Annotated in this window: 17 protein-coding genes; 4 read left to right on the top strand and 13 right to left on the bottom strand. The window is 57.5% G+C overall.

What is annotated here, in order from left to right; all coding sequences use genetic code 11:
* Nucleotides 1-659: 659 nt before the first annotated feature.
* The 3 genes from CUU80_RS09655 to CUU80_RS10685 form a co-directional block, all read right to left on the bottom strand.
* Entirely contained in the window at nucleotides 660-1,226 is a 567-nt protein-coding gene (locus tag CUU80_RS09655; protein WP_100497122.1) for an ACT domain-containing protein, read from the bottom strand.
* Between the two features lie 70 nt (nucleotides 1,227-1,296).
* On the bottom strand, nucleotides 1,297-2,061 hold the full coding sequence (locus CUU80_RS09650; RefSeq protein WP_100497121.1) for an aspartate kinase: 765 nt from the start codon (nucleotides 2,059-2,061) through the stop codon (nucleotides 1,297-1,299).
* A gap of 210 nt (nucleotides 2,062-2,271) precedes the next feature.
* Nucleotides 2,272-2,472: a hypothetical protein gene (locus tag CUU80_RS10685; protein ID WP_133119420.1), complete on the bottom strand. Its 201-nt coding sequence runs from the start codon at nucleotides 2,470-2,472 to the stop codon at nucleotides 2,272-2,274.
* On the opposite strand from CUU80_RS10685, the gene CUU80_RS09645 reads away from it, so the two are divergent.
* The gene (locus tag CUU80_RS09645; protein WP_100497120.1) at nucleotides 2,471-3,634 is read left to right on the top strand and encodes an ATP-binding protein; all 1,164 of its coding nucleotides are present in this window, start codon (nucleotides 2,471-2,473) and stop codon (nucleotides 3,632-3,634) included. The genes CUU80_RS10685 and CUU80_RS09645 overlap by 2 nt on opposite strands.
* A gap of 910 nt (nucleotides 3,635-4,544) precedes the next feature.
* On the opposite strand, the gene CUU80_RS09640 is transcribed toward CUU80_RS09645, so the two are convergent.
* Both CUU80_RS09640 and CUU80_RS09635 read right to left on the bottom strand, forming a co-directional pair.
* Nucleotides 4,545-6,422 carry a SpaA isopeptide-forming pilin-related protein gene (locus tag CUU80_RS09640; RefSeq protein ID WP_100497119.1) on the bottom strand — a complete coding sequence of 626 codons (1,878 nt, stop codon included), beginning with the start codon at nucleotides 6,420-6,422 and terminating at the stop codon, nucleotides 4,545-4,547.
* 156 nt (nucleotides 6,423-6,578) lie between these two features.
* Nucleotides 6,579-10,793, bottom strand: a complete 4,215-nt coding sequence (locus tag CUU80_RS09635; RefSeq protein ID WP_100497118.1) for a prealbumin-like fold domain-containing protein — start codon at nucleotides 10,791-10,793, stop codon at nucleotides 6,579-6,581.
* 579 nt (nucleotides 10,794-11,372) lie between these two features.
* Between CUU80_RS09635 and CUU80_RS09630 the strand changes: the two genes are divergently transcribed.
* On the top strand, nucleotides 11,373-12,638 hold the full coding sequence (locus CUU80_RS09630; RefSeq protein WP_100497117.1) for a class C sortase: 1,266 nt from the start codon (nucleotides 11,373-11,375) through the stop codon (nucleotides 12,636-12,638).
* Between the two features lie 138 nt (nucleotides 12,639-12,776).
* On the top strand, nucleotides 12,777-14,177 hold the full coding sequence (locus CUU80_RS09625; RefSeq protein WP_100497116.1) for an ATP-binding protein: 1,401 nt from the start codon (nucleotides 12,777-12,779) through the stop codon (nucleotides 14,175-14,177).
* A gap of 129 nt (nucleotides 14,178-14,306) precedes the next feature.
* Here CUU80_RS09625 and recR read toward each other — a convergent pair whose 3' ends face one another.
* Complete coding sequence (gene recR, locus CUU80_RS09620) at nucleotides 14,307-14,918, bottom strand: recombination mediator RecR (protein WP_100497115.1); 612 nt, start codon at nucleotides 14,916-14,918, stop codon at nucleotides 14,307-14,309.
* A 52-nt stretch (nucleotides 14,919-14,970) separates the two neighbouring features.
* Nucleotides 14,971-17,898, bottom strand: coding sequence for a DNA polymerase III subunit gamma and tau (locus CUU80_RS09615; protein ID WP_100497114.1), 2,928 nt, complete (start codon nucleotides 17,896-17,898; stop codon nucleotides 14,971-14,973).
* Between the two features lie 236 nt (nucleotides 17,899-18,134).
* On the opposite strand from CUU80_RS09615, the gene CUU80_RS09610 reads away from it, so the two are divergent.
* Nucleotides 18,135-18,743: a TetR/AcrR family transcriptional regulator gene (locus CUU80_RS09610; protein WP_100497113.1), complete on the top strand. Its 609-nt coding sequence runs from the start codon at nucleotides 18,135-18,137 to the stop codon at nucleotides 18,741-18,743.
* Here CUU80_RS09610 and CUU80_RS09605 read toward each other — a convergent pair.
* The 6 genes from CUU80_RS09605 to CUU80_RS09580 form a co-directional block, all read right to left on the bottom strand.
* Nucleotides 18,731-19,984, bottom strand: coding sequence for a diacylglycerol/lipid kinase family protein (locus CUU80_RS09605; RefSeq protein WP_100497112.1), 1,254 nt, complete (start codon nucleotides 19,982-19,984; stop codon nucleotides 18,731-18,733). The genes CUU80_RS09610 and CUU80_RS09605 overlap by 13 nt on opposite strands.
* A gap of 154 nt (nucleotides 19,985-20,138) precedes the next feature.
* Nucleotides 20,139-21,068, bottom strand: a complete 930-nt coding sequence (locus tag CUU80_RS09600) for a XamI family restriction endonuclease (RefSeq protein ID WP_100497111.1) — start codon at nucleotides 21,066-21,068, stop codon at nucleotides 20,139-20,141.
* Nucleotides 21,069-21,070: 2 nt separating this feature from the next.
* A complete protein-coding gene (locus CUU80_RS09595) occupies nucleotides 21,071-22,642 on the bottom strand; it encodes a methyltransferase domain-containing protein (protein WP_100497110.1) in 1,572 nt (523 codons plus the stop codon).
* A 98-nt stretch (nucleotides 22,643-22,740) separates the two neighbouring features.
* Nucleotides 22,741-23,109 carry an Rv3654c family TadE-like protein gene (locus CUU80_RS09590; protein WP_100497109.1) on the bottom strand — a complete coding sequence of 123 codons (369 nt, stop codon included), beginning with the start codon at nucleotides 23,107-23,109 and terminating at the stop codon, nucleotides 22,741-22,743.
* Nucleotides 23,110-23,134: 25 nt separating this feature from the next.
* Nucleotides 23,135-23,554, bottom strand: coding sequence for a TadE/TadG family type IV pilus assembly protein (locus CUU80_RS09585; RefSeq protein ID WP_100497108.1), 420 nt, complete (start codon nucleotides 23,552-23,554; stop codon nucleotides 23,135-23,137).
* A 4-nt stretch (nucleotides 23,555-23,558) separates the two neighbouring features.
* Nucleotides 23,559-23,846: a DUF4244 domain-containing protein gene (locus CUU80_RS09580; protein WP_100497107.1), complete on the bottom strand. Its 288-nt coding sequence runs from the start codon at nucleotides 23,844-23,846 to the stop codon at nucleotides 23,559-23,561.
* Between the last annotated feature and the right edge of the window lie 4 nt (nucleotides 23,847-23,850).

Here is a 23,850-nt window from a genome sequence, read left to right as displayed (position 1 = left end):
TGCCTGCATCCGGCCACTTTGCACCCAAATCGCGCGAAAAGCACGCAGAACAGGCCAAATCCAAGCAGCCCCGCACCCGAATCGCGCGAAAACATGCCGCACACGCCTGCATCCGGCCACTTTGCACCCAAATCGCGCGAAAAGCACGCAGAACAGGCCAAATCCAAGCAGCCCCGCACCCGAATCGCGCGAAAACATCCCACACATGCCTGCATCCGGTCACTTTGCACCCAAATCGCGCGAAAAACACACCGCAAGTGGCCCATACACCCCGCCCGCACCCGAATCGCACGAAAAGCACGCATAGCACACGCATAACAAACCTTCTCGCTTACAAGGGGCTGATATCCGGTTAGCGGGAGGTCTATCTGCTTTACAAGGGGTTGATTCACGGTTGCTAGAACATCTATCTGCTTTATGAGGGGTACCTCTAGACCGAAACCGCGAGTATGAACCGCATTCCCTCAACGCCATTACGCCATTGTGGAGGTGGGGCTACTTGAGGATGTACCCCTCGCAAAGCAGATAGACCTCCGGAACAAGCCGAATCAACCCCTCGTAACGGAGAAAGCCCTCCACATGGAGGGCTTTCTCATGCAATAGCGCAATAGCGCGAATTCGTGCGGCTTTCGTGCGACTACACGCACATTCGCACAAGCTCAGCGGCCGGTGCCGCCGTAAACCACGGCCTCGATCTGGTCGGCGTCAAGTCCATACGCGGTGTGCAGCGCCTTGACGGCGTCGTTGAGCTGGTCGAGCGGCACGAGGGCGGCGATACGAATCTCCGAGGTGGAGATCATCAGCACGTTGATGCCCTTGTCGCTCAGCGCCTGGAAGAACTTGGCGGCCAGACCGGAGTGGGTCTTCATGCCGACGCCCACCACGGCCACCTTGCCCACGTTGGTGTTCACGTCGAAGGAGTGGTAGCCGAGCTCCTCCTGCTTGTCGAGCAGCGTATCCTGCACCTGCTTGACGGCGGATTCCGGCACGGTGAAGGAAATGTCCGCAGTGCCCACGGAAGCGCCGGCCTGCACGATCATATCCACGTTCACGCCGGCAACGGCCAGCTCGGTGAACACCTTGGCGGCCATGCCCGGCTCGTTCGGCACGCCGCGCACCGTGGCCAGCGCCTCGGAACGGTCGTGCGCGATGCCGGAGATCACCGGGGCTTCAGGGCCCAGATCGGGGAACAGGTCTCCCATGGATTTCGCTTCTTCTTCAGTCATGTCTGTCGCCTTATCTTGTGGTCTTGTGGTCTGTATTACGAATGATTCAGGGGGTGGAACGGATCAGGAGCTAGTCCAGATTCGGCAGCGTGCGCGGGTCCACACCGTCGGGCACCACCAGCGTGCCGGGACGGTGCGAGAACGAGGAGCGCACATGCAGCGGCATGTTGAATCGCTGCGCGTATTCCACGCAACGCAGCGCCAGCACCTTGGAGCCGCAGCTGGCCATCTCCAGAATCGCGTCGTAGCCGATGTACGGGATGCGCTTGGCGGCCGGCACGATGCGAGGGTCGGCGGTGAAGATGCCGTCCACGTCGGTGTAGATCTCGCAGATATCCGCACCGAGCGCCACAGCAAGCGCCACAGCGGAGGTGTCGGAACCACCGCGGCCGAGCGTGGTGGCGTCGCCCTTGGCGTTGATGCCTTGGAAGCCGGCCACAATGGCCACGTCACCCATCGAGAGGGCGTTCTTCACACGGTCCGGCTTGACGGCCTTGATGTGGGCCGCGCCGTAACGGGCGTCGGTGAAGAAACCTGCCTGCTGGCCGGTGAAGGAGTGGGCGCGATCGCCGGCGGCGTGAATGGCCATGGCCAGCAGGCTCATCGAGATACGCTCGCCTGCGGTCATCAGCATGTCCATCTCGCGCTCGGGCGGGTTGGAGTCGATGCTCAGCGCCTGATCGATGAGGTCGTCGGTGGTGTCGCCCATGGCGGAGACCACCACGGCCACCTTATTGCCTTTTTTCTTCGTTTCCACGACGCGCTTGGCCACGCGCTTGATCGATTCCGCGTCGGCCACCGATGAGCCGCCGTACTTCTGCACGATGAGAGCCACTGCTGTCCTTCGTTCTTCTCTTGGGCTGTGTTTCAGGCCGCGGACGCATGTTTACGATGCCACCGTTGCCTCACGTTTGCGCCTTATTCTACGTAAGCGGCACGATTATAAGGAGCACGCGCTTTGCCATATGACCGCCCACCCATCATACGGACGCGGACACCGCCGGAAACACCGCCGCACTCATGCAATCCTACGCCCCCCACTGCTTTACAGCCAAGAACCGCCTAATACCCAAAATGTTTTCGCTTTAGGTGGCAGCCCAACATCGACTTGCCGCAGCGCAACACTCGTTTTATACTTTTTTATATCTTTTATATCTTTTATATCTTCCCAATTGTTCCGCCAATACTGTCCAACCAATGATGTCGAGAAGATGCTTTGCGGCATCACGAAGGAGCGACCACCCATGAGCAACCCATTCAAACCCACAGCCGGCATGACTCCGCCTGTTTTGGTTGGCCGCTCAGCGGACATCGAGGATTTCTCGTATGCCCTGGATGACGGAGTCGGCGCCCCTGGACGCCTTATGTATGTAACTGGAGCGCGAGGTGTTGGCAAAACCGTTATGCTCAACGCACTTGGTGACATCGCCAGAAAACGTGGATGGCTTGTAATAGACGAGACAGCCGAAACCGGTTTCCTCGCCAGATTGATTGACTTCCTGCAATCAGATGGCAAGTCACATATTAGCTCAGTGACTATGCCTTCGGGTTCATTGAGTATTCCCGGAGCCCCGGTAGATGCGTCATTATCCTTGGGATCTATTCAATTCAATCCAGTCGAGCATTCCCTTGATTTCCGCAAATCCATGTCCCAAAAACTCGACAAATTAGAGAAAAAGCATCTTGGCATCCTCATCACTCTCGATGAAGTACAGGCTTCCAATATCGCGGAAATACGCGCTTTGGCCACCGCTGTTCAACATCTTATCCGCGAACAACGCAACGTCGCGTTCATTTTCGCTGGACTCCCCACGATGGTAGAAGATGTCATTAATGACAATGTACTTACGTTCTTGCGCCGGGCCGAACGGAAACATCTGGGAGATGTGTCGCTGACGGAAGTCAAACAAGCGTTCGCTACGACTATTGAGCGCAACAACAAAACCGCCTCCGACGACGTTCTGGATATGCTCGCACAAGCGACCAACGGATACCCCTTCATGATCCAGCTTGTTGGATACTGGACATGGAGAGCATCTGAAACATCAGATACCTCGAATGTCTCAGAGATTACGGCTGAAGCCGCAGCCAGAGGCATCGCGCAAGCGAAGATCAAACTCGGCGATATGGTGCATGGCCCGGCGGTCGACAAGCTTTCCGCGATGAGTCGCGATTATCTGCTCGCCATGGCACAAGATGATGGGCCTTCTTCTACCAATGAAATCGCTAAACGATTGGAACGAGACGCAATTTACGCAAACGTATATCGAACGCAGCTCATCAAGGAAGATATCATTTATCAATCCGCATACGGGTATGTGGACTTCAAACTCCCCTATTTGCGCGATTATCTACGCGAGCATGGCGCATATCATCAAATGCGCAAAACCATAGACGGATTACAGTAGCCAGCCGTATCGCTTGAAGACCCCGCTTGAAGACTCCGCTTGAAGACTCCGCTTGAAGACTCCGCTTGAAGACTCCGCACTCGGATGCGACGGCACCGATGATCCGGGCGGGCGCGTGCAGCAGCGCCGGGCACCGGCTTTCCCAGCGAATTTTCAGTGTTTTGGCGGGAGTTCTTTGAGGGTGCTCCATCGCCGCTTACAAGTTCGCGCGGTTTACTATGAACTACCGGCAAACGAAAGCACACCGGCGAGGTTCTTCCGCAGGGAACCCCACAACTGAATTCCTTCTTCTCTTCTTCCTCTCTCCTGTTTCAAGGCCCGGCCCAAACCGCCGGGCCTTGTTTGTGATGGGCCTTGTTTGTGATTGCGGCCGATTTTCTGGGAGGCGATGGGGGGAAAAAAGGAGTCCGGACCAGCCGAATCCGGATCACGCAGCCAAGCCCGGGTCAGGCAAGTCACGTAGTCGTCTAGGTCGTCCAAACCACCGATCTGCAATACGCACGACACCCGTAGTGTACGTTATTCCGGAGCAAAACCCGTGTTGTCTGGGAGAACGTACGCTCAGCGGACGCAGCATACGGTTTTCCAGAAAAGGGGAAATCTACTCTGGAGAAACGTACACTGAGACGACCGACGGGCAGCCGGCAGCCCACCGGTGGGATAGCCGACCGCCCGAAGTTCGGGTCAGGCATATGTTGCGATCTATGCCCCGCATCTTTGCGGAACGTCAAATAGTTGATCGGGTATGGATTCTGTCCGCTCGGAATACGTTCCGTAGGTTGTAGCGGAAACGTCTGAGTGACGTTTTCGTGCGAATCGGGTGCCGATGAAATACGAATGTGGGGCATGCAGCGCTAGGCCGCATACCCCACAGACTCTGTATTGGCTATTGCCTTACAGCGTACTTACATCACACGTGACGCAGTGCACGCTTGGTGGCGCGAGACTTCGTGAACACCAGACCCGCAGCACCGGCCAGCAGCGCACCGATCACAGTAAACATGATGATGCCCGCAGCACCCGTCTTCGGCAGCTCGGTGATGTTCTTGACGTTCTTCACCTTGTAGTCGGTCAGGTTGTTCGGGTTGTTGTTGGTATCAGTCGTCGGGTCGTTCAGGTCGGGAGCGAGACCGTAGATATCGATGCCATCGAACGCAGTGGCCTTGCCCTTGCTGATGGTGACATTGAACTTCGCGGCGAATGAAGAAGGAGCGTTATCCTTCGGACCGAGGAACCCATCAGGTACCTTGGTCTCCTCCACGGTGTACACGCCATCGGCGAGACCGCTGAAGGTAACCACACCCTGATCGTTGGAGGTCGCAACCTTATCAGTGTTGGACGGGACGGCGGCATCGGTTTTGCCGGTGTTATCCGTAACGACACCGGTGATGGTGAACTCAGCACCCTGCAATGCGTTGCCGGAGGCGTCGGTCTTAGTGAAAGCGAACTTACCGAGCTTAAGGCTAGTCTGATCTTGTGCCTTGGAATTGTTGTCGTTCACTTCGACGGTGTTCGGCACGGTGGCGTTCGTCTTGGCGTCCTCATTGATGGTCACGTTGTAGGTAACGGTGACTGCGAGGTTCGCGTTGGCGCTGTACGTCTGGGCTTGCACGTACTTGCTCAAGTCGATGATGAACTGCTTGGTGTTGTCGCCACTGAACTTTTTATCGGTCTGCTCATCTTGCGTCAGACCAGTAAACTTCAGTTCGTAGCCAGTCGCGTTGTTGGTCTGATCGTACGGATCAAGCTCTACATCGCCGACCTTCACCACAAGGCCGCTGCTCAGATCAACAGTCTGACCCGCGCCAGGGGTATCGGTAAGGGAGAACTGATAGTTGGTGAAACCGGTGGTGTAGGAAGGCAGCTGGCTGGTCAGCGTGTACGCGACGGTCTGACCGGTGGACACAGTGCCGTCCTTGTCGCCGAAGGTCTTCTGAACCGGAGTGACGTGGTTCTTGAACTCGACCTTGTTCCGCTGCACGCCATCGGAATCAGCTACCGGGCCATACGGATTATCGATCTCGCCATCCTTCACGACACCGGAAGCGATGACAATCGGAGCGGACTGGGAGACAACCTTGCCGCCAGCCGGGTTTTGATTATCCTGAAGGTTGCCGCTATTCTGCTCAGTACCATTCGCAATATTTCCGTTGTTGGCCTGAGCACCGGTACCGGCGGCGGAATTGCCATTACTCTTGGCGACATCCACGAACAGGTAGATACCGGCGGGCAGGGTAATCCAACGCTCCTGCTGGCCGTCTTGCGGAGTGCCGTTGCCGTAAGCCGGCCAAGTAATGGTCTTAAAGTTCGTGGTATCTCCGGTAACCGCATCGTTGCTGGCAAGCGAATCGGCGAAGTTGCGGGTTGAACCGGTCCACGGCTTGGAAGACTCGTTGTCCAAAGCACCGTTCTGCAGGGCCCATGCCATGAGATCAGTGTTGGCATCGGCTGGCACGGTCAATGTAGTGCCTTCCACGGCTTTTTCAAGAGCAGTCTTAAGAGCCGCACGGTCCACGGTGGTAGCAGTCTTCACGCCATAGTGGGTGGCCCCATTGTTGTTCGCATCATAGTAGCGCACATAATCGGCGAGCTTGTAGTACTTGACCTCACGGTTCGTCCACTGATCAGCATCGTCGGCAGTGAACGTGAAGTTCACCTGATTATTTGAATCATTCGGATCAAGCACCGTGCCATTGTCATCGGCCATGGCCGTGGTGGCACCGAGGGCTAGGCCGCCGAATAGGGTGGCTGCGGCGGCGATGCCGGCGAATAGTTTTCTCATCTTCATGATGAGACCCTTCTTCCTGTTGTTTGTGTTCTTCTTGTTTCTTGTTTCTGGATGAGTCGGAGGCACCAGTCGATGCGCTCCGTAAGACATGTCTGTCTGACGCTGCGTCATAAGCACAACAGGCGCGGCGGGAGTGCGGGAGGCGAAACCGCAAGGCTAGCCGTTAAGCCCCTTCCGTTTGCGGTATTCGTTGACAAGTGCAAGGGCGACGGCCGCGCACACGGCGAACGCGCCACCATACAGCAGCCATTCACGCGCATCCACGCCACCGGTAAACGGCAACGCCGTCACCTGACGAATATTGGCGATCTTGTTGTCGGTCACGTACGTGCAAGCATCCCCAGCGGCGCGAGTTACCTTCGACGAAGTCGAAGTATCTGGCGTACAAATCTGCACAGGACCGGTAGTCGGTACAGAATGCTCGATCTTGAACCGATACGTGGTCTGGGACAGCACGAATCCTTGCGGCGCCCTGGTTTCGGTGAGCTCGTAGTAATACTCGGTAGCGGTATCCGGCGCGGGCACAAGACCGGAAACCTTGAACTTGCCAGCCTCGTTGTCCAAATCGGCGTATGCGGTCACAAGACCGGTCGTGGCATTCACAGTGTTGTGCTCAGACGAGCATGGGGAGGTAGCACCGTTTTCGCTCACACAGTCGGTCACCGTCACTGTAGTCGTCAACGTCTTGCCGCTCACAGTGACGTCCTCATACTTGCCACTGGCCGTGTCAAACTTCAGCGGACCACGCAAACTCCACGCGGAACCGCTGAGTAGCTCGTCGTTATCTTTTGCCACCTTCGACCACTGCACATTCGGCTTCTGATTCACGATGGTCTTGTTCGCAATCTCAGAATCGGGATTGGTAGTGTCCTTACCGTCGTGATACATAAGCGGCACAGTTTTGTCGGTGCTCCCAGCCTTGATATCAACGAACCAGTAGTACGACGAATCCGTCATACGATCGGACTGCCAATAGCCATCAGGGGTCTGAGCTTCTTCAAGCTTGTATCGTCCGGCAGGGATGCCTTCCAAGGTGAACACACCTGCGTCGGGGTTGCGATCGGCGAATACATGGTTGTTCAGGTCGTTGGCTGCGTCCGCGCATGCAATGCCGGCGCTGTTCGTGGTGACGCAGTCGGTAACCGTGTAAGCGGTACCGGTGGTCTTGCCGTCATTGTCGATAGGCGTGACCTTCCACTCCGTGTCTTTGACGGCTTCGTTGGTATGATCGCCATCCACCTTGCTCCACGAAACACCCGGGAGCGCGCTGTTTCCGATAACTGCCTCAATGCCTAGAGACGTACTGTTTCCATCCGTCCACTCCGCCTGAGCATTACCAACGACGAACGTGTACGTCTCCGAGGACGGACCATAGCCAGCCGGAGCCTTGTACTCACTCACCGTGTACTTACCATTAGCGAGGTTGTTGATGTCGAAGGCACCGCCGTCGGGGTTGTTATCGAAACCGGCGTAGCTAGTGTTGCCGTCTTTGTCGTTAGACGTATTGTCTTTGACGATGGCGGAACGCTTGGTCACTTTGCCGTTGGCGTCAGTCTCTTCCTTCCAGCAGTAGCCGTTCTCCCAGTCACCTGCGGCCAGTTGGCCGGCAGTGCACACCTTCGGGTAGAAGTTCGGGTCGAACGGGCCACCGACGGTGGTCACGTCAGTAGTGTTGGTAGTACCATCGCCGTTCTTCACAGCAATCGTTGCAGATTTGGTTTCGATAAGCCACTCGGAACCAGCAAGCTGGTTGTCTTTAGTGGCTTTAGTAGGCGTGGTACCATCCTCGTTGTTCTTCACCTTGCTCCACGAAGCCGTGTACGGCGAGGAGAACTTCACATTGCCATTAGTGCCGAAAGCACCACCAGAAAGACGAGCCTGGTTACCGGTGATTTCCACTGCGGCCGAAGCCCTGGCAGCAGACTTCTTGGAAGCCTGTTCCTCCGGAGTACCTGTCACCACGGCCTTCAGAGCGACGCCCCGATCATGGAATTCGGCACTGGTTGAATGACCGTCGCCGTTCCAGCCCAACGTCAGATTCTTGACATAGTCGGTGTATTCACTATCAGGAATGGCCCTGTTATCGGCGCTGTTTTCGTTGTAGCGAGAGTCCTCACTGCTGACAGCGATGTTGTTGTTCGTCGGCTTTACGCCGGAGTTCCACTTCTGATAGGAATCGTCGTAACCACTGGCATCCTGCAGCGGGCTGCCGTCGTGGTACCACGTGACCGCCTTCTCGGTGCGATCGGTGAACCACGTGTCCATCAGCATGAAGCTGGTGTCCTCATGCCTCTTATGGTATGGATTCATGATGGCGAAATCGTCACCGGCTTCAACCCCATTCGCACCAGATACCGGGTTCTGGTTCTCACTGTTTGAGTCAGAGCCCTTATCCACGCTGTTGTCGAACAGCGCGATGTTGCCACCCTTTGAGGCCTCGCCGCTGCCGGACGGGCACAGCCACAAGCCGCCGCCAAAGTGACCAGCCGTGTTGGAGTATGCCACTGCCTTGGCGATGTAAGTGACTGAATTCTCTTCAGTATAGATGGCTCCGCCAAGGTAGCCGGAAGAGTTATTGGTGAACGAACCGCCCATCAAGTAAGCAACTGGCGGATTCTTATCATTCCCCTGCAAGAAGATGGCACCACCAGCGCCACCGTTAGGAATTACCTTATTACCCTTATCATCAGTAAGATCCTTGCCGTTTGCATCCTGCATGTACTGGTGCTCATAGATACCAGACCAGTTGTGGTCGAACTTCGGCTTAACACCGCGGGAATCATTACGCACGGAAAGACTGCCATTCACATAGATGGCACCGCCACCCACGCCCCAACCGTAGGAACGCGAATAATTCTGCGTGAACGTCACGCCGCCTTCGATAATCAGGGAACCGCCGTCCACACGAATGGCACCGCCACCGCCTGTCGCCTTACGGCATGGCACCGGATTGTCATTTGTGCACTGCACATCTGACGTGAAAGTCTGCGCATTGCCGGTGAACGTACCACCGGTAATGGTGGTGGAGCCTTGGTCCTGAGAGATGGCACCGCCACCTTGGTTATCGCCGCCATAAGTCTTATTGGCTGTAAAAGTGCCAGCGGTGACTTTCAACGTTCCATCGCTGTGAATTGCACCGCCGCTGGTGTTGGCCACATTATTCGAGAACGTTCCGCCATTCACAGTCATGGTCCCAGTCGTGTTCTGCATGAACGCACCGGCCGCCTGGTCTGAAGAATTACCGTCAAAGGTACCATTATTGACGGTAATGTCACCGGTGTTGCTACGCATCACGCCACCGCGCACGGCCTTGTTTTCCTTAAATGTGCCGTTGTTGATGGTGGTGAAACCGTTATTGTCTTGCCAGATAACGCCACCGCCATCATTGCCGGCATTGTCACCCGTGGAGACATTACCCGTGAAGGTACCGCCAGACACAGTCAGTGTGCCACCATTGTTCCGAATCACGCCGCCGTTCTTTGCTTGATTGTTGGAGAACGTTCCGCCGTTAAAAGTAACCGTGCCATGGTCCACATTTGCCACAGAACCGGTGTCATACCCTGTGCCGGTGGTTTTGATGCTGTCGAATGTGCCGTTGTTGATGACGAGCGTGCCGGCCTTGCCCGCGGCATCCTTGTTCACAAGGGCGAGCCAGCGTTGGGCGTTCTTGTAGGAGAAGCTGGCGTCATTGGCGTTCTTGCCAATGGTGAGAGTGTGGTCGCCATTCACGACGAAGATTGCGTCGCCGGTGGACGAAGTCAGAGCCGGGTCCACATCGTCGGTCGCAGTGAGCGTCACATTGCCGCCGATGGTGACTGGACCGCTGTTGGCCGGGGCGGTGATCCTCTTCGCGATAGTGACGAGGACGCCGTCAGCAGGAACATTGTCGCGGACACAGCTGACGAGCGTATCCCAGTCGGATACGGCAGCGCAGTCACCGGTTGCAACGGGCGCTACGGCCTGCGAGTCGGCGGGAGCGAAGTCGGACTGCTGACCGTCAACAGCAGTGCCGTCGGACGTGGCGTTATCTGCGTTTGCATTGCTCGTTGCGTCGCTCGGGTTGCCGGACGCACTGGAATCGGAACCAGAAGCGTTGCCATAGGCGGTATTGCCATCAGTGGACGGAGTTGAGTTCGTATCGGTGGTGCCAGGCGCTACGGTTACGGTGCCGTCGGCCTGATCAGCCCACGTGCCTGAGCCGTTACCGTTCTGGGACTGTGATGATTGCGTATCTCCGCTACCGTCACCAGCCGTGTCTTCCGCGGAAGCCGGCATGGAACATACCAGCAGCATCGCCACCGCCGCAAGCAGTGCGAGCAACGCCCACACCGTACGGTGGAATCGAGTAGCCTTCGCGTTTTTACCGTGCATACCTCTGGCTAACTTCCTTCTTGTCGATAGTCCCCTTGCAACATCGCACTAAAGAAACCATCGTCTATACCCTTTAACCTCTGAGGGGCCTTCCCCCGCTGTTTTCAACAGATACCCCTCCGACGCGCGCTTGTCAAAGAAAGCGCTTTCGTCAAATTCGAGGTTTATGCAATCCTTTGCATTCGCATCAATTCAGTGCTTTACGCCTTTGTTTACGCGTTAAACAAAGCGATGTTGTTATCAAATTGTTATATAAATTACAATCTTTTTTCGCATTTCCGTGTTATTTTCGCATTTTTTCGCAGCGCCACACCCCCTTTCTTTACCCTTTATAAAGCGATTTATCAGAGGTATGGACAAAGTAGACAACTCATAGACAACTCGGGTGCCGTACGGCTCCGCCAACCGCGCACAGTCCAGGCATCAGTCATCGCACCGCCAAACTTCAGGGATTGCCTTGGAGTAACGTTTGCCCCAGCTGCATCGTTGACGACGCATCGTCAACGGCATTGACGGCCACGCAACATCAGCGCCGACCAGGGACCGATTCGAAAACCAATCATCAGGGAAGTGGACATCATGGCATCGATTCACCGACGTTCCGCGGGGAAGCACACCTCCGTGAAGAGCGTACGTGCGTCGAATGCGGCAAGCTCCCGCCCGACCGGTAGCCGGAGCACCGACCCAGCCAGCCACTCAGCCGTCCGCCCAGCCGTCCTTCCAACAGACGGCAAGACCACTCACCCAACCGACGGCACAACCTTCGTACCCACGCCGTTCGCCGAGACAATCGACGTTACCGACATCGCAGCCGAACGTCGCCGGCTGCAGCGCAACCTGTTCATCATGCGCGCGATCACCATCATTTTGTTGATCGCCGCAATCGGCGTGGCCTGTTTCCCACTGGCACTGCAGTTCGAATCCGACCGCGAACTGGCCGCCACCACAGCCACCACAGCCAAGTCGGTCGCCGGCTGGCCATACCCACAGGCGGAAGACAAGCTCAAAGCCGCGCACGAATACAACGAGAAGCTTGCGGCATCCGGCCAACCGGTGCTCGGCGAGGCCGTCGACCCGTTCTCCTCCGAGCAAGGCGGCTCGCGCGCCAGCGGCAAGGATTCAGCCTCCGCCAAAGACAAGGAATACCAATCGCTGCTCGATACCGGCAACGGCGTGATGGGTACCATCAAAGTACCCAAGCAATCCATCAACCTGCCGATCTACCACGGCACCTCCGAAGAGGCGCTGGCCTCCGGTGCCGGGCATCTGTACGGTTCGTCGCTGCCGGTGGGCGGCACCTCCACGCATTCCGTGATCACCGGACACCGCGGTCTGGTGCAGGCGCTGATGTTCACGCGACTCGACGAAGTACGCAAGGGCGACTTCTTCTACATCGAAATCATGGGCGAGACGCTGGGCTACAAAGTGGACCGCATCTCCGTGATTCTGCCGGACGACACCTCAAAGCTCCGCATCGTGCCGGGCGAGGACCGCGTGACACTGATGACCTGCACGCCGTATGGCGTGAACACGCATCGACTGCTGATCTCCGGGCATCGCGTCTCGATACCGCTGCCCGCCCCGGAGCCGGCGGATGTTCATGACGGGCGCAACATCGGCATACTGACCACCGCCGTGATGCTGCTGGGCGGATGGTTCTTCATCTGGCTGGCTCGACGGCATCAGGTCACGTTGATCATGCGTCACGCCGCGTGGTGGCCGTGGCAGAAGCGCCGCGGCATGCGCGCCAACGATACGCTCGGGGAGCTGGTCGGCGAACTGGGCGGCGATACGCTTGGCGATACGTTTGGCGAACTGACCAGACCCACTGACCAGACCCACTGACCAGACCCACTGACCAGACCCACTGACCAGACCCACTGACCAGACCCACTGACCAGCGCTTATATAATCGTGATTATACTTGTTACGATTAGTATAATCACGATTATATAAGCGGCTGATCTGTGTTACTATGAGGGCATGGTATTTATCGGGCGCGAACATGACCTGCAACAACTGGACGAGTGCTACCACTCGCGCAAAAGTCAGCTCGTGTTCGTTTACGGACGTAGACGCGTAGGAAAAACCGAGACATTAACCCACTTTTCTCGCGGCAAAGAGACACTGTTTTTTGCTGCGCAAAACGCAACCCGCGAGGAACAGCTCGCCTCATTCTCGCGTCTCATGTTCGAGGCCGGAGCCCCCGGCAAGGATTACCTGCGCCAGTACCCGACGTGGGAAAGCGCATTGACGGAACTCAGCAAACTCCCTGAGCCATCCAATGGCGAGCGACGCCTCGTAGTGTTCGACGAGTTCCCGTATTTGGTAAAAGCCGATCCATCCCTGCCATCGATATTGCAGAACCTATGGGACCATACGCTGCGCAATGCAAATATCATGATTATCATCTGCGGCAGTTCCATGAGCTTTATCGAGAAGGAGCTGCTCGCCGAAAAATCACCGTTATACGGCCGGGCTACCGGCATTCTCAAAATGAATCCGATGCCGTACTGGGACGCAGTCAAATTCTTCCCCGACTATAGCAACGAGGAGAAGGCCCTCGCCTATGCAATTCTCGGAGGAATTCCCCGATATCTGGAGGAATTTGACCCGGACGAGCCTGTAGACGTAAACATCAAAAAACACATTCTGCGGCGCATAGCCCCGCTGTATAGCGAGGTCGAGTTTCTACTCCATGAAGAGTTGCGCGAAACCGCACGGTACAACAGCGTAATTCGAGCAATTGCTTTAGGTGATACCTCTCTCAACGAAATCGCCACGCATGCCATGCTCTCGAACGGAACAGTCTCGTCATACCTATCCAGTCTGATGGAACTAGGCATCGTAGAACGCGAGTTCCCCGTCACTGCCAAGCTCAAAGAACAAGCGAAGGGTACGCGCGGACTCTACCAGCTGAGCGACAATTTCTTCCGTTTCTGGTACTCCTTCGTGTTCCCATACCGTTCAGAATTGGAGCACGGCGATGCCATCAGCGTTTATGAACGCCGCATTGCCCCCGTACTGCATGATTTCGCAGGCAAACCGTTTGAAGAGATATGCCGCGAATGGCTATGGAGAGAAAGCATCGCCGACCGACTGCCATTCCACGCGGCACGAATCGGCCGATGGTGGAATCGCACCGACGAGATCGATGTGATGGCCGTAGACGACAGCGGCGGCCATGCCATTGCCGGGGAATGCAAATTCCGCAATACGCCAATGGATATGGGCATGCTGAACCTATTGCGCAGGCGAGCGGCAAACATCGGAGTCGATGACACAAACTGCTATCTATTCTCTCTGTCGGGATTCGACTCGGCACTGGCGGATATCACCGATCCAACGGTCCGGCTCATTGGCATAGATGAGTTGTTCCAATAGCGCTTTTCGGCAGGGGGGGGGAGCAGTACGACGTATCGGCCGGGACCACGTGACTAGGCTTTGTGATTAGGCTTTGTGACTAGGTCGCGACGGTTAGGCCGCGCAGTTAAGTCGGCACTAGGCCGGCGACTAGGCTTCGCGGCGGCCGGCGAGGGCGCGGCCGAGCGTGATTTCGTCGGCGTACTCCAGATCGGACCCCACAGGCAGACCGCTGGCCAGTCGCGTGATCTTAACGCCGGACGGTCGCAACAGTTGGGACAGATAACTGGCGGTGGCCTCGCCCTCGATATTCGGATCGAGCGCCAGAATCACCTCCTTGACCTCATCGGCACCGGTGCTTTCCAGACGTTTGATGAGACCGGCGATCTTCAAGTCCGAGGGGCCGACGTTGGCCATCGGATTGATGGCACCGCCCAACACATGGTAGAGACCGCGGTATTCGCGCGTGCGCTCGATGCTCATCACATCCTTGGGCTCTTCGACCACGCAGATCACCGAGCGGTCGCGCCGCGGGTCGAGGCACACCGGGCATGGGCTCGACTCGCAGACGTTGCCGCAAGTATCGCAGAATCGAATCTTCGCCTTGACCTCTTCGATGGCTTCGGCCAGTTCACGGGCCTCATCTTCCGGGGCGGACAGGATATAGAACGCGATGCGTTGCGCACCTTTCGGCCCGATTCCGGGCAGGTGTCCGAACGCGTCGATCAGCCGTTGAATGGCGCCGTCATACGCCAAGGCCATGGTTGTGCTCCTTCTTGCGGACTTGCGGATTTGCGGATTTATAGCGACTTGCTTATAGCGACTTGGAGGTCTGCACGTTGCGCGGGTTCCTCGGGTCGTCGGCAGCGAACTCCTCCACCTTCTTGACCTCGAACATCGTCTTCAAATCGTCCAGACTCATGGCCGTGGCATCGCCGAGCGACTGGTCACTCATCGAATACTCGTCCTCGTCCGGATCCACCTGCGGCTCGGGCGCGGACTGGACTGCGGGAGCCGGTTGGTTTCCAGCGTTTCCAGCGTTGCCGACGTTTCCAGTGTTTCCAGCGTTGTAGGCAGCCGGCTTGAGATGCGACTCAAACCCGGAGGGATTCGGGGAACCGTCTGGCGGCTGGTTCCACGGGTCGTTCGCGGGCGCGGACTGGACTGCGGGAGCCGGTTGATTCCACGGGTCGTCGCTCGGCTCGGGACCAGCCGGAGGCATCGGCTGGTTCCACGGGTCCGATTCCTGACCGGGAGTCGGCTGCAACGTCTGCGGCGCGGGCTGCGACTGATTCGACCGCTGCGGTGCCGGCTGATTCCACGGGTCGTTGTCTGCGCCCGCAGAAGGCGCGGGCTGGTTCCACGGGTCATCGGCAGGATTCGGCTGTGGCATGGGTTGATTCCAGGGGTCGCCAAGCTGCTTCTGCGGCGAAGACTCCGGGGCCGTCATCTGAGCTGACGCGCCGTGAGACTGATGTTGCGGCTGACTCCACGGGTCGTCGCTCGGCTCGGCGGAAACAGGCTGATTCCACGGGTCATCGGATTGTTTCACAGCATGTTCCACGGGCTGTTTCACAGGCTGTTTCACGGATTGCGCGCCCACGGACGATGTGCCGGCGGACGACGAAATCCCCCAAGGATCGATGCCGTCACTTACATCCGGCACCGGCACATGCTTCTTGTGGTGCTCGTGATGAGCTTCGGCCGGCGAATCAGTTCCGGCCGCACCCCCGGCATTGGCTCCGGCTCGATGGCTTTCGCCGCCGTCCTCCTGGCTTGCGCCGGAAGCCTTCGCGGTTTTCGGCTCGCTGCCGGCGCGCACTCCGGCCGCGCCGCCAAGACCGCCGCCAAGACTTGCCGCGGCAAGACCGGCCTTGGCCATGGCGATCTGCTGCTTGACCTTGGCCAGCTGCTCCGGGCTCATGCGCTTGACGGATTCGACCCGCTCACCGTTGGCCGCCACCACGGTCGGCGCGATGACTGCATTGGCACCGAATTCGTCGCGCACGGCATCCATCACCACGGTTGCAGCCTTCTTGCCGCTGTTATCCACAGCTAAAGCGAAGGCATGCTGGCTGAGCGACTGGTCGAAGGTCATCGACAGGCACGGCAGACCCTTACGATTCGGACCGAACTTGACGGTAGGCACCTTATCTCGCGACACATATTCGCGAATGGTTTCCGGCAGCGCGGCAACGACCGCATCCCACTTTTCGTCAACGGACCGATTGTCCACCGCGGGCGCGGCCTGAGAAACAGGCGCGGCCTGTGGGGCGACGGTCGCAGGTGCACCTGGGCGACCGGTCGCGTCGTCGGCAAACCCGGCGTTGTTCCAATCACCGGAAACGTTATTGGCGGCATGTCCTGCGGTCTGGCCGGCGACTGTTCCGGCCGACTGTACAGCGGATCCCGACTGGGCTACGGACGGCGACTGTTCCGAAGCCGAAGCCGCCTGTGCCGTCTGCTGATTGCGCGTCGCACCGGAAAAACCACCGTGCGATGACCCGGCGAATCCACCTTGAGCGTTACGGCCAGCAGCATCTGCCGATCCAGACGGACCAGAAGCGGCACCAACGTTACGTACCGGCGCGCCAGCAGCACCTCCAGCAGCCCCCGGGACACCGGCGGCGAACCCAGATTCGCTGCCGGCCAACAGTCGTGCCGCCAACAATTCCAGACGCATACGCGGCGAAATCGCACCCGTCATCGAGCCCAACGTGGCGTTGATGATCTCGGCCATACCGGTGAGCGCTCCCAAGCCCAACGCACTCGCCTGACGATGCAAATCAGCCATATCTTCAGCCTCAGCCGTGTCGGACAACACGGATTCCGCGCGGTCACCGGCCAACGTGAGCACCAGCAGATCGCGGACGCGAGCCAGCAGATCCTCGACGAATCGACGCGGGTCGAAGCCACCAACGACCACTTTCTGGATCACTGCGTACAACGCTTCGCCGTCATGCGCGATCACGGCGTCAACGGCCTCACCGATCAACGCTTCCGGCGTGAAGCCGAGCAGCGCCACGGCCGCATCATGGGTGATGACGCCTTCCACGGACCCGACCATCAGCTGATCGAGCACCGACAGCGTATCTCGCATGGAACCGCCGCCGGCACGCATGGCCAGTTTCAGCACGCCCGGCTCAGGCTTGATGCCCTCCTTGGCGCAAATCTGCTCCAAGTACGGGCCCATGACCTCCTGCGGCACCAAGCGGAACGGATAGTGGTGGGTGCGGGAGCGGATGGTGCCGATCACCTTGTCCGGCTCGGTGGTGGCGAAGATGAACATCACATGCTCGGGCGGCTCCTCGACGATTTTGAGCAGCGCATTAAAGCCCTGCTGCGTGACCATGTGAGCCTCGTCGAGGATGAAAATCTTGTAGCGGTCGCGGGCGGGGGCGAATCCGGCGCGTTCGCGCAATTCGCGGGCGTCGTCCACACCGTTATGGCTGGCGGCGTCGATCTCCACTACGTCGATGGAGCCGGGACCGCCGGTGGCCAGATCCTTGCAGCTTTCGCATTCGCCGCAGGGATGCGAGGTAGGGCCTTTGGCACAGTTGACGCAGCGGGCGAGAATACGCGCCGAGCTGGTTTTGCCGCAGCCACGCGGGCCGGAGAACAGATAGGCATGCGTGAGCTTGCCTTCGTCAAGCGCGCGCATCAGCGGGACCGTGACCTGGTCCTGGCCGATTACGCCTTCGAAGGTGTCCGGACGATAGCGACGATACAGTGCAAGTGCCATAGCTACTAACCTACCTTGCCCTCACTAACATTCGCGATGCGCGGGAGTCTTTGGTTTGATTGTTGGTCTGGTGCGTTGGTTTGGTTGTTGATCTGGGTGGGCTGATTTGGCGAGCTGCCTGATACGTTGGTTTGGCGTGCGATGCGAGCGACGCAATGCGCACAACATGCGCACATCACCACGACTTCCACAAGTATTAACATAGTGTCAACAATGGTTGTTATCAGGAGGGCCTCATGGCGGAGTACGTCGCGACGAACGAGAATCAAAATGTCAAGCGCGGCGATGCCCGACGCAGGGCCATCATCACCGCCGCACGAAGCATTTGCCTGGAGAAGGGCTTCTCCAAGATCACCGTTTCCGACATTGCCGACAAGGCGGGCATGACGCGCTCGTTGTTCTACCACTATTTTGAAGACAAGGATTCCGTTGCCGACGCCGTATTGGACGACGTCATCAGCGAAATCCTCGCCAAGCTCGACCAGTGGAACGCAGCACGCGAAACCGGCAATGTGAACAAGGCACTTGACGACATCGTTCTCGTGCTTCGCTCGCTGATCGCAGACGAAAGCCCGTTCTCGAACAAGATGATTCAGGACGGCAACGCCGAGCTGTACATCAAGTTCATCGACCGCGCGGCGGACCGCATCGCCGATTACATCGCCCAGACCACCGTACGCGACTTCGAGCAGATGCACGGACTGCCGATCACCAACGTGCATGAAACGTTCTTCACGCTGATCATCGGCCTGATCTCGCTGATCCGCTCGCACCCCGACGTCAGCGATTGCACCATTAAGCAGGTGATGGCGCAGACGCTACACATCGAGAACTACATCGTTTGAGGAGTCTGAGGAGTCTGAGGGCCGCCATCCACCGTTTTAGGCGCACGGCCGTCGCGCACGATGGCGTTCCATGTCCGTTGCGGGTCGTCTATGCCCTGTGCGGCCACTGCCGGCGGCACCAGCACGCGCAAGGCGCGGTTCTCGGTCGCAATCCGCACCGGCAGACGACCGATGTACTCGCCATCGGCCATCAGCACCGGCGGCTCAGCACCGTCATTCGCCCGAGTGATCTCGATCTCGCGTACACGTTCCCAGCCGAATACCTTCGAAGCCAGCAGACGACCGTTATAGGCGTTCGCGATGGCCTGCACGCACTCGCCGAAATTGGGCACGTGGTCCATCCACACCAAGTCCAACTCCCCGTCCGAGAAGCACGAGTATGGCGAGACCTCGATACCGCCGCCGATATGCCGCGAATTGGCGACCGTCAACAGCGGCGAGATAATGTCTCGCTCATCCGTGGAACCGTCCGCCATCGTGGCCTTGATGTGGTACCCATACCGCTTCATATGCGTCAGCTCTACGAGGACCGCCGCGAAATAACGCACGGAACCGTTCGGCAGATGCGAATGATTGGCCCGGTCGTTGATGCTCGCGTCGATGCCGCAAGACAGCATGCCCGCGTAGTACCGGTCTATCGGGACTTTTTCGACGGCCGGCTCGGCAGTGGTGTCCTCGGCGGCAGCGTCGCGACTTCCGGTAGCACCATCGCGCCCCTCGGCAACGGCGTCAAGATTCCCGATGACATCAGCACGATCCCTAGAATCGTTCAGCTCCTCACCGGTGGTGGGATCAACCGCATAGCCTCCCGGCAGCGAAGTCACTCGGCCCATATCCACATCGATGTGCGAACCGCGCACGATGGCGCCCACAATGCCTTCCACCGCGGTCTCCACACGGTTCACCGGCAGCTTCAGACCGCGTGCGAAATCATTGCCCGAGCCGATGGCGACTATGCCCAGCGGCTTGCCGCTGCATCCCACGGCATTCGCGCCAAGCGCAATCATGCCGTCGCCGCCGACCACCACCAGATAGTCGTATTCGTGGGCATGCTCGCGCGCCCGTTGCAGGGAATCGTCAAAACTGGTGCCGGTGAGGTCCAGAACCGTGAAGTCATGGATATGCCCGGCCTCTTCCAGAAGCCTGAGCACCTCGGCATCGATTTTGGCACCGCGGCCTTTGTCTGAGATGGGGTTGCCCACCATAGCCACGACCCGACGGCGTTCATTACGTTCACTCATGCCTTCACCTTAGCGAATACCCGCCATGGACCGCCAGAGGCCAGTATTAGCGCTTCACCTATGCAGGAATCACAAAATCAATATATGGAAATTACATACTCTTCTCCTTGCCGCATTAATCGAAATCTAATCGAAACCATTTCGAGGTTGCCCTTCATTGTTTGGTGCTCAGTACATAATCCGTAAGCTCTTTCAGATTCGCTGACCAGAACATAGCAACGCCGGCTTGCTGAGCCGATACGAGATTGTCCACAGCAAATACTCCTTGGAGGACGCACCCACCTACAATGCCGTTGCTACCGAACATGTTGTTCCATTTGACGATTTTGTCTACCGTCTCATGGTTGAGCCTCTTGTAGGAATTCACAGCCGTATTCGAAACCTTGCATTCCAATGCCATGACCCTGCCGTCATAAAGGCCAAAGACAACATCAGCTTTAACCCCATCAATCGAAGTCTCTTTATGGAAAACTTCACCCGGTTTTGGTCCCTCAGCAAGCATTCGGAAATCATGCGCAGCGACCTTCGTGTAGCCAGCATCGTTCACCAACGCTGCACGTACAGCTTCTTCCTGAGCGTGAGATTGTTTGTTCCGCAACATCGTCTTGGTTTTCTGATCGGCCACCAAGGCTGCAACAGCGCACTTTGCCGCGATCAAATCACTGTCTGCAGGAGCCACATCGCTGTCAAGCCACGGGAAAAGCCTCGTATTCAGGTTCCGACGAAGATAGTCCATAGCCATAACGGCGGTCTCGGGTTGGCTGAGTTTTCCTTTCGCATCCGTGTTTGTTTCCGAAAGCTTCTTGAAATCATCAGCACTCAGCGTCGGCCGTTCCATATATCTCAAGGTGTCAAGACATCCCTCCTCGAACAATTGCGTGGCCATATCTGCAAGGTTCCGAAGCTGATCGGTGGACGAAAGAATGTACTCAACCTCCGAATACGCCTGATCAAATACGGAGTTGTAATATTCGGCAGTCGAGGATTCCGATTCGGCACGCATGCACTTGAAATGATCGCCGGCACGAGCCGCAGCCGCCTCAAGTTCTTCACGGGTGAAACTTCTAGGTTGCGCAAACATCATGTTCACGATTCCAATTCTTCCAATGCGGGAACCATAATGGCCTCGGCCTCCTTCGGTTCAAATTTGACGAGGCCGCCGCAATAGGTCCGCCCTTCGGCCGGATTGACCGATTCGTTCAGGAACGTCGCAAGCCGGTCAAGGGCCTTCGGGGTCATCTCAACTTTGGGATACAGGCCATGCACAACATTCAGCATGGGCAGCCTCTGACGATTCACCACGAACGTCGGCTTCCCTCGACCCATATATGTCATCAAAATGGCCGGCGGCTGAGGAGGCCTGATAGACCACCATCTCCTCCTATGCCGCGCCACATATCCTGCATTGACGCCTTGGGCCTCACCCTGTTCGATGATTCGGATAGCAGCCTCATAGGAGTCACGCTCCAAAACGGAGGTATTCTCGGGAAGAACAATCAGCCTCCCCAGTGAGCCTGGCGAAGTCTGCGCCACACAGTCTCCCATGATTTCCTTTGCATGGGCGATTACCGGAACAGTGAGTTCATCGGGAATACCATCAAGCTCCGAGCCCTTGCGCACCCAGAATTTGTTGTTCCCGGTGACTACTCCGCGGTGAACTTGCGCCAACGATCCCAAAGGAACCATTCTTTCAGAAGAATGGTCTGCATCATCGCGGGAAGAATCATCATCGGATTCGATCAATTGGGTCCAACGTTCACTGTGTCGGAACATCGAGGAAGGAATGTCCCTGTCAGTTCCATTTGACGAACGTACGCGAACCTTGTCTGTCTTTCTCCCGAAGGCAACGATGACTGCCGTCGTATCCGCAATGTCAAAAACATGACTGGTCCTGTCGAACAGACGCAGTTCGTCCAATCCCAATCTATCGGACAGCAATTCCCGAACGAAGGAACCGTAATTCACGTCCATCCATTCGGAGCTCGTCACCAAAACGCCATAATCACCCTCTCGCCACTGCCGTGCGATGGCAGCAAGAAAATGCACGTGGAGACCCGAGAGCCCACTCGCTTTCAAACCCAGTTTCTCGGCAGCGGCTTTGAACCGCGCTTTAGCTGCGGGATCAATATCGTGATGTCTGACATACGGAGGATTGCCAATCCATAGCACCGTTCCATCCTGCGGCCGCTCGATTGTGTAGTCGGTGAAATCAGCTTGAACCACACGCACTCTTGAAGACAATCCGGATGCGACAACATTGGCCCGACACATCGCGATAGCATCAGCTGAATTGTCCAAAGCGAGTATTTTGGCGTTCGGAAACTTCCGTGCGCATGCTAGAGCATATCTGCCGCTACCACATCCACAGTCGACGATTAGGGACGGCTGAATCTTCTTAAGCGCGATGCCGACCATTTCATCAATAATGGGACGAGGAGTATATGTACTTCCGCTGGGACGGCGTTCCTCGGCGGTACGGCATTCCATATAAGCCTCACCAAGCAGGTCATCCCCCAAAGCAAGAGCCGTAGAGAGTTTGCCCGTAGGACCGACTCCAGACATGATGGATTCCGCGAACCGGCGAATTCCGCCATTGCCGGCGAGTTCGTCTTTCAGCTCAGAATCGAGGCTCAAAGTCTCAGTGAGCGTACTCGCCATGCCATTTCTCCTTCCGCCGTTACTGCAGCCTCAGCGCAGCTACATCGATGAATACATATCCCGCTGTCATGCCCATTTCCGATTGTACAGAGCCAGTATTAGCTACTCATGGGCCGCTCCTCGCATGAGACCGGTCCGGCACGTGATGACTGTTCAACCTGCGGCACGAATGGAACCATGGTAGACACGGCGACGGTCACCACTACATCTTCGTCGTTCAGCGAACAGGCGGTCAGACGCACATTATTGGCATCAGCCTGATCTTGCGCCAGCGCGCACGGGTCGGACTCCGCCTGCCACAAGGCATACGCGGATTGAAAGGCGATGAGGTCAGCCATAGAACGCGCCTTGCGCTGGCATATCAGCAGATTGCCCGCACAGGCCGTCACGGCGAGCGCCACCGCGACCACCATGACCAGCATGGCACCCGCCATCGTGCCCGATCCTTCTTCGAGACGTGACCTCATCACCGTTATCCCCTTACCATTACCGCTACTGCTTCATCGCGGTAGCGTCACCACTGACTTTCACCGGCGTAAGCCCGAGCGGCCCCGGCAGGACCGGGCATTCAGCGATAACCCGTACCGACCGGCTCCCCCACTCGACGTTCAGACTTACTTCCGCACCAGCAACATGCGACGCCACCGCTGCGGCATCACCGTGCGTTCCGGTTCCCCCACCGGAACCTGCGCCAGAATCTGACAGGGCATCAGACACCACCAGTGCTCGGGCGGCTGCGGCCGCCGCACTTTGGCAATCCATAGACACGACCACCACCCGGCATAAAGCCAGAATCAATCCGGCGATGGCTACCACGCTCGGCAGCACCAAAGCGAACTCTGCGGTGGCGGACCCCTGTTCGAATCCCGGCGGCAATCTGGCCGACCATTGTCGAAAGCATCGGTATGTCATATGATCACCCGACGTTCAGCGCACGCTTGACGAGATTCGTCAGCAGCGTTTTGATGGCATCCGACTTCAGTACGGCGATCAGCACTGCGGCAAAACCGGTAGCGGCCACCAATACCACCGCATATTCGGCTGTGGCGGCACCTTCTTCCGGTTCGGCCATCAGTAGACGCATTCGGGCATCCAGTAGACATAAGCGCTTGCTGGCCGCCGCTTTGCATTCGGTGAGACGCGACTGCAAGCGCGGAATGACCGCGGCATGATTTCCGACGGTGAGTGGTATGAGATCGCTCATCGGC

Source organism: Bifidobacterium scaligerum, assembly GCF_002802865.1.
Taxonomy (GTDB): Bacteria; Actinomycetota; Actinomycetes; order Actinomycetales; family Bifidobacteriaceae; genus Bifidobacterium; species Bifidobacterium scaligerum.
Note: the sequence above shows the minus strand (reverse complement) of the source record. Positions and strands in the feature narration are given on the sequence as shown.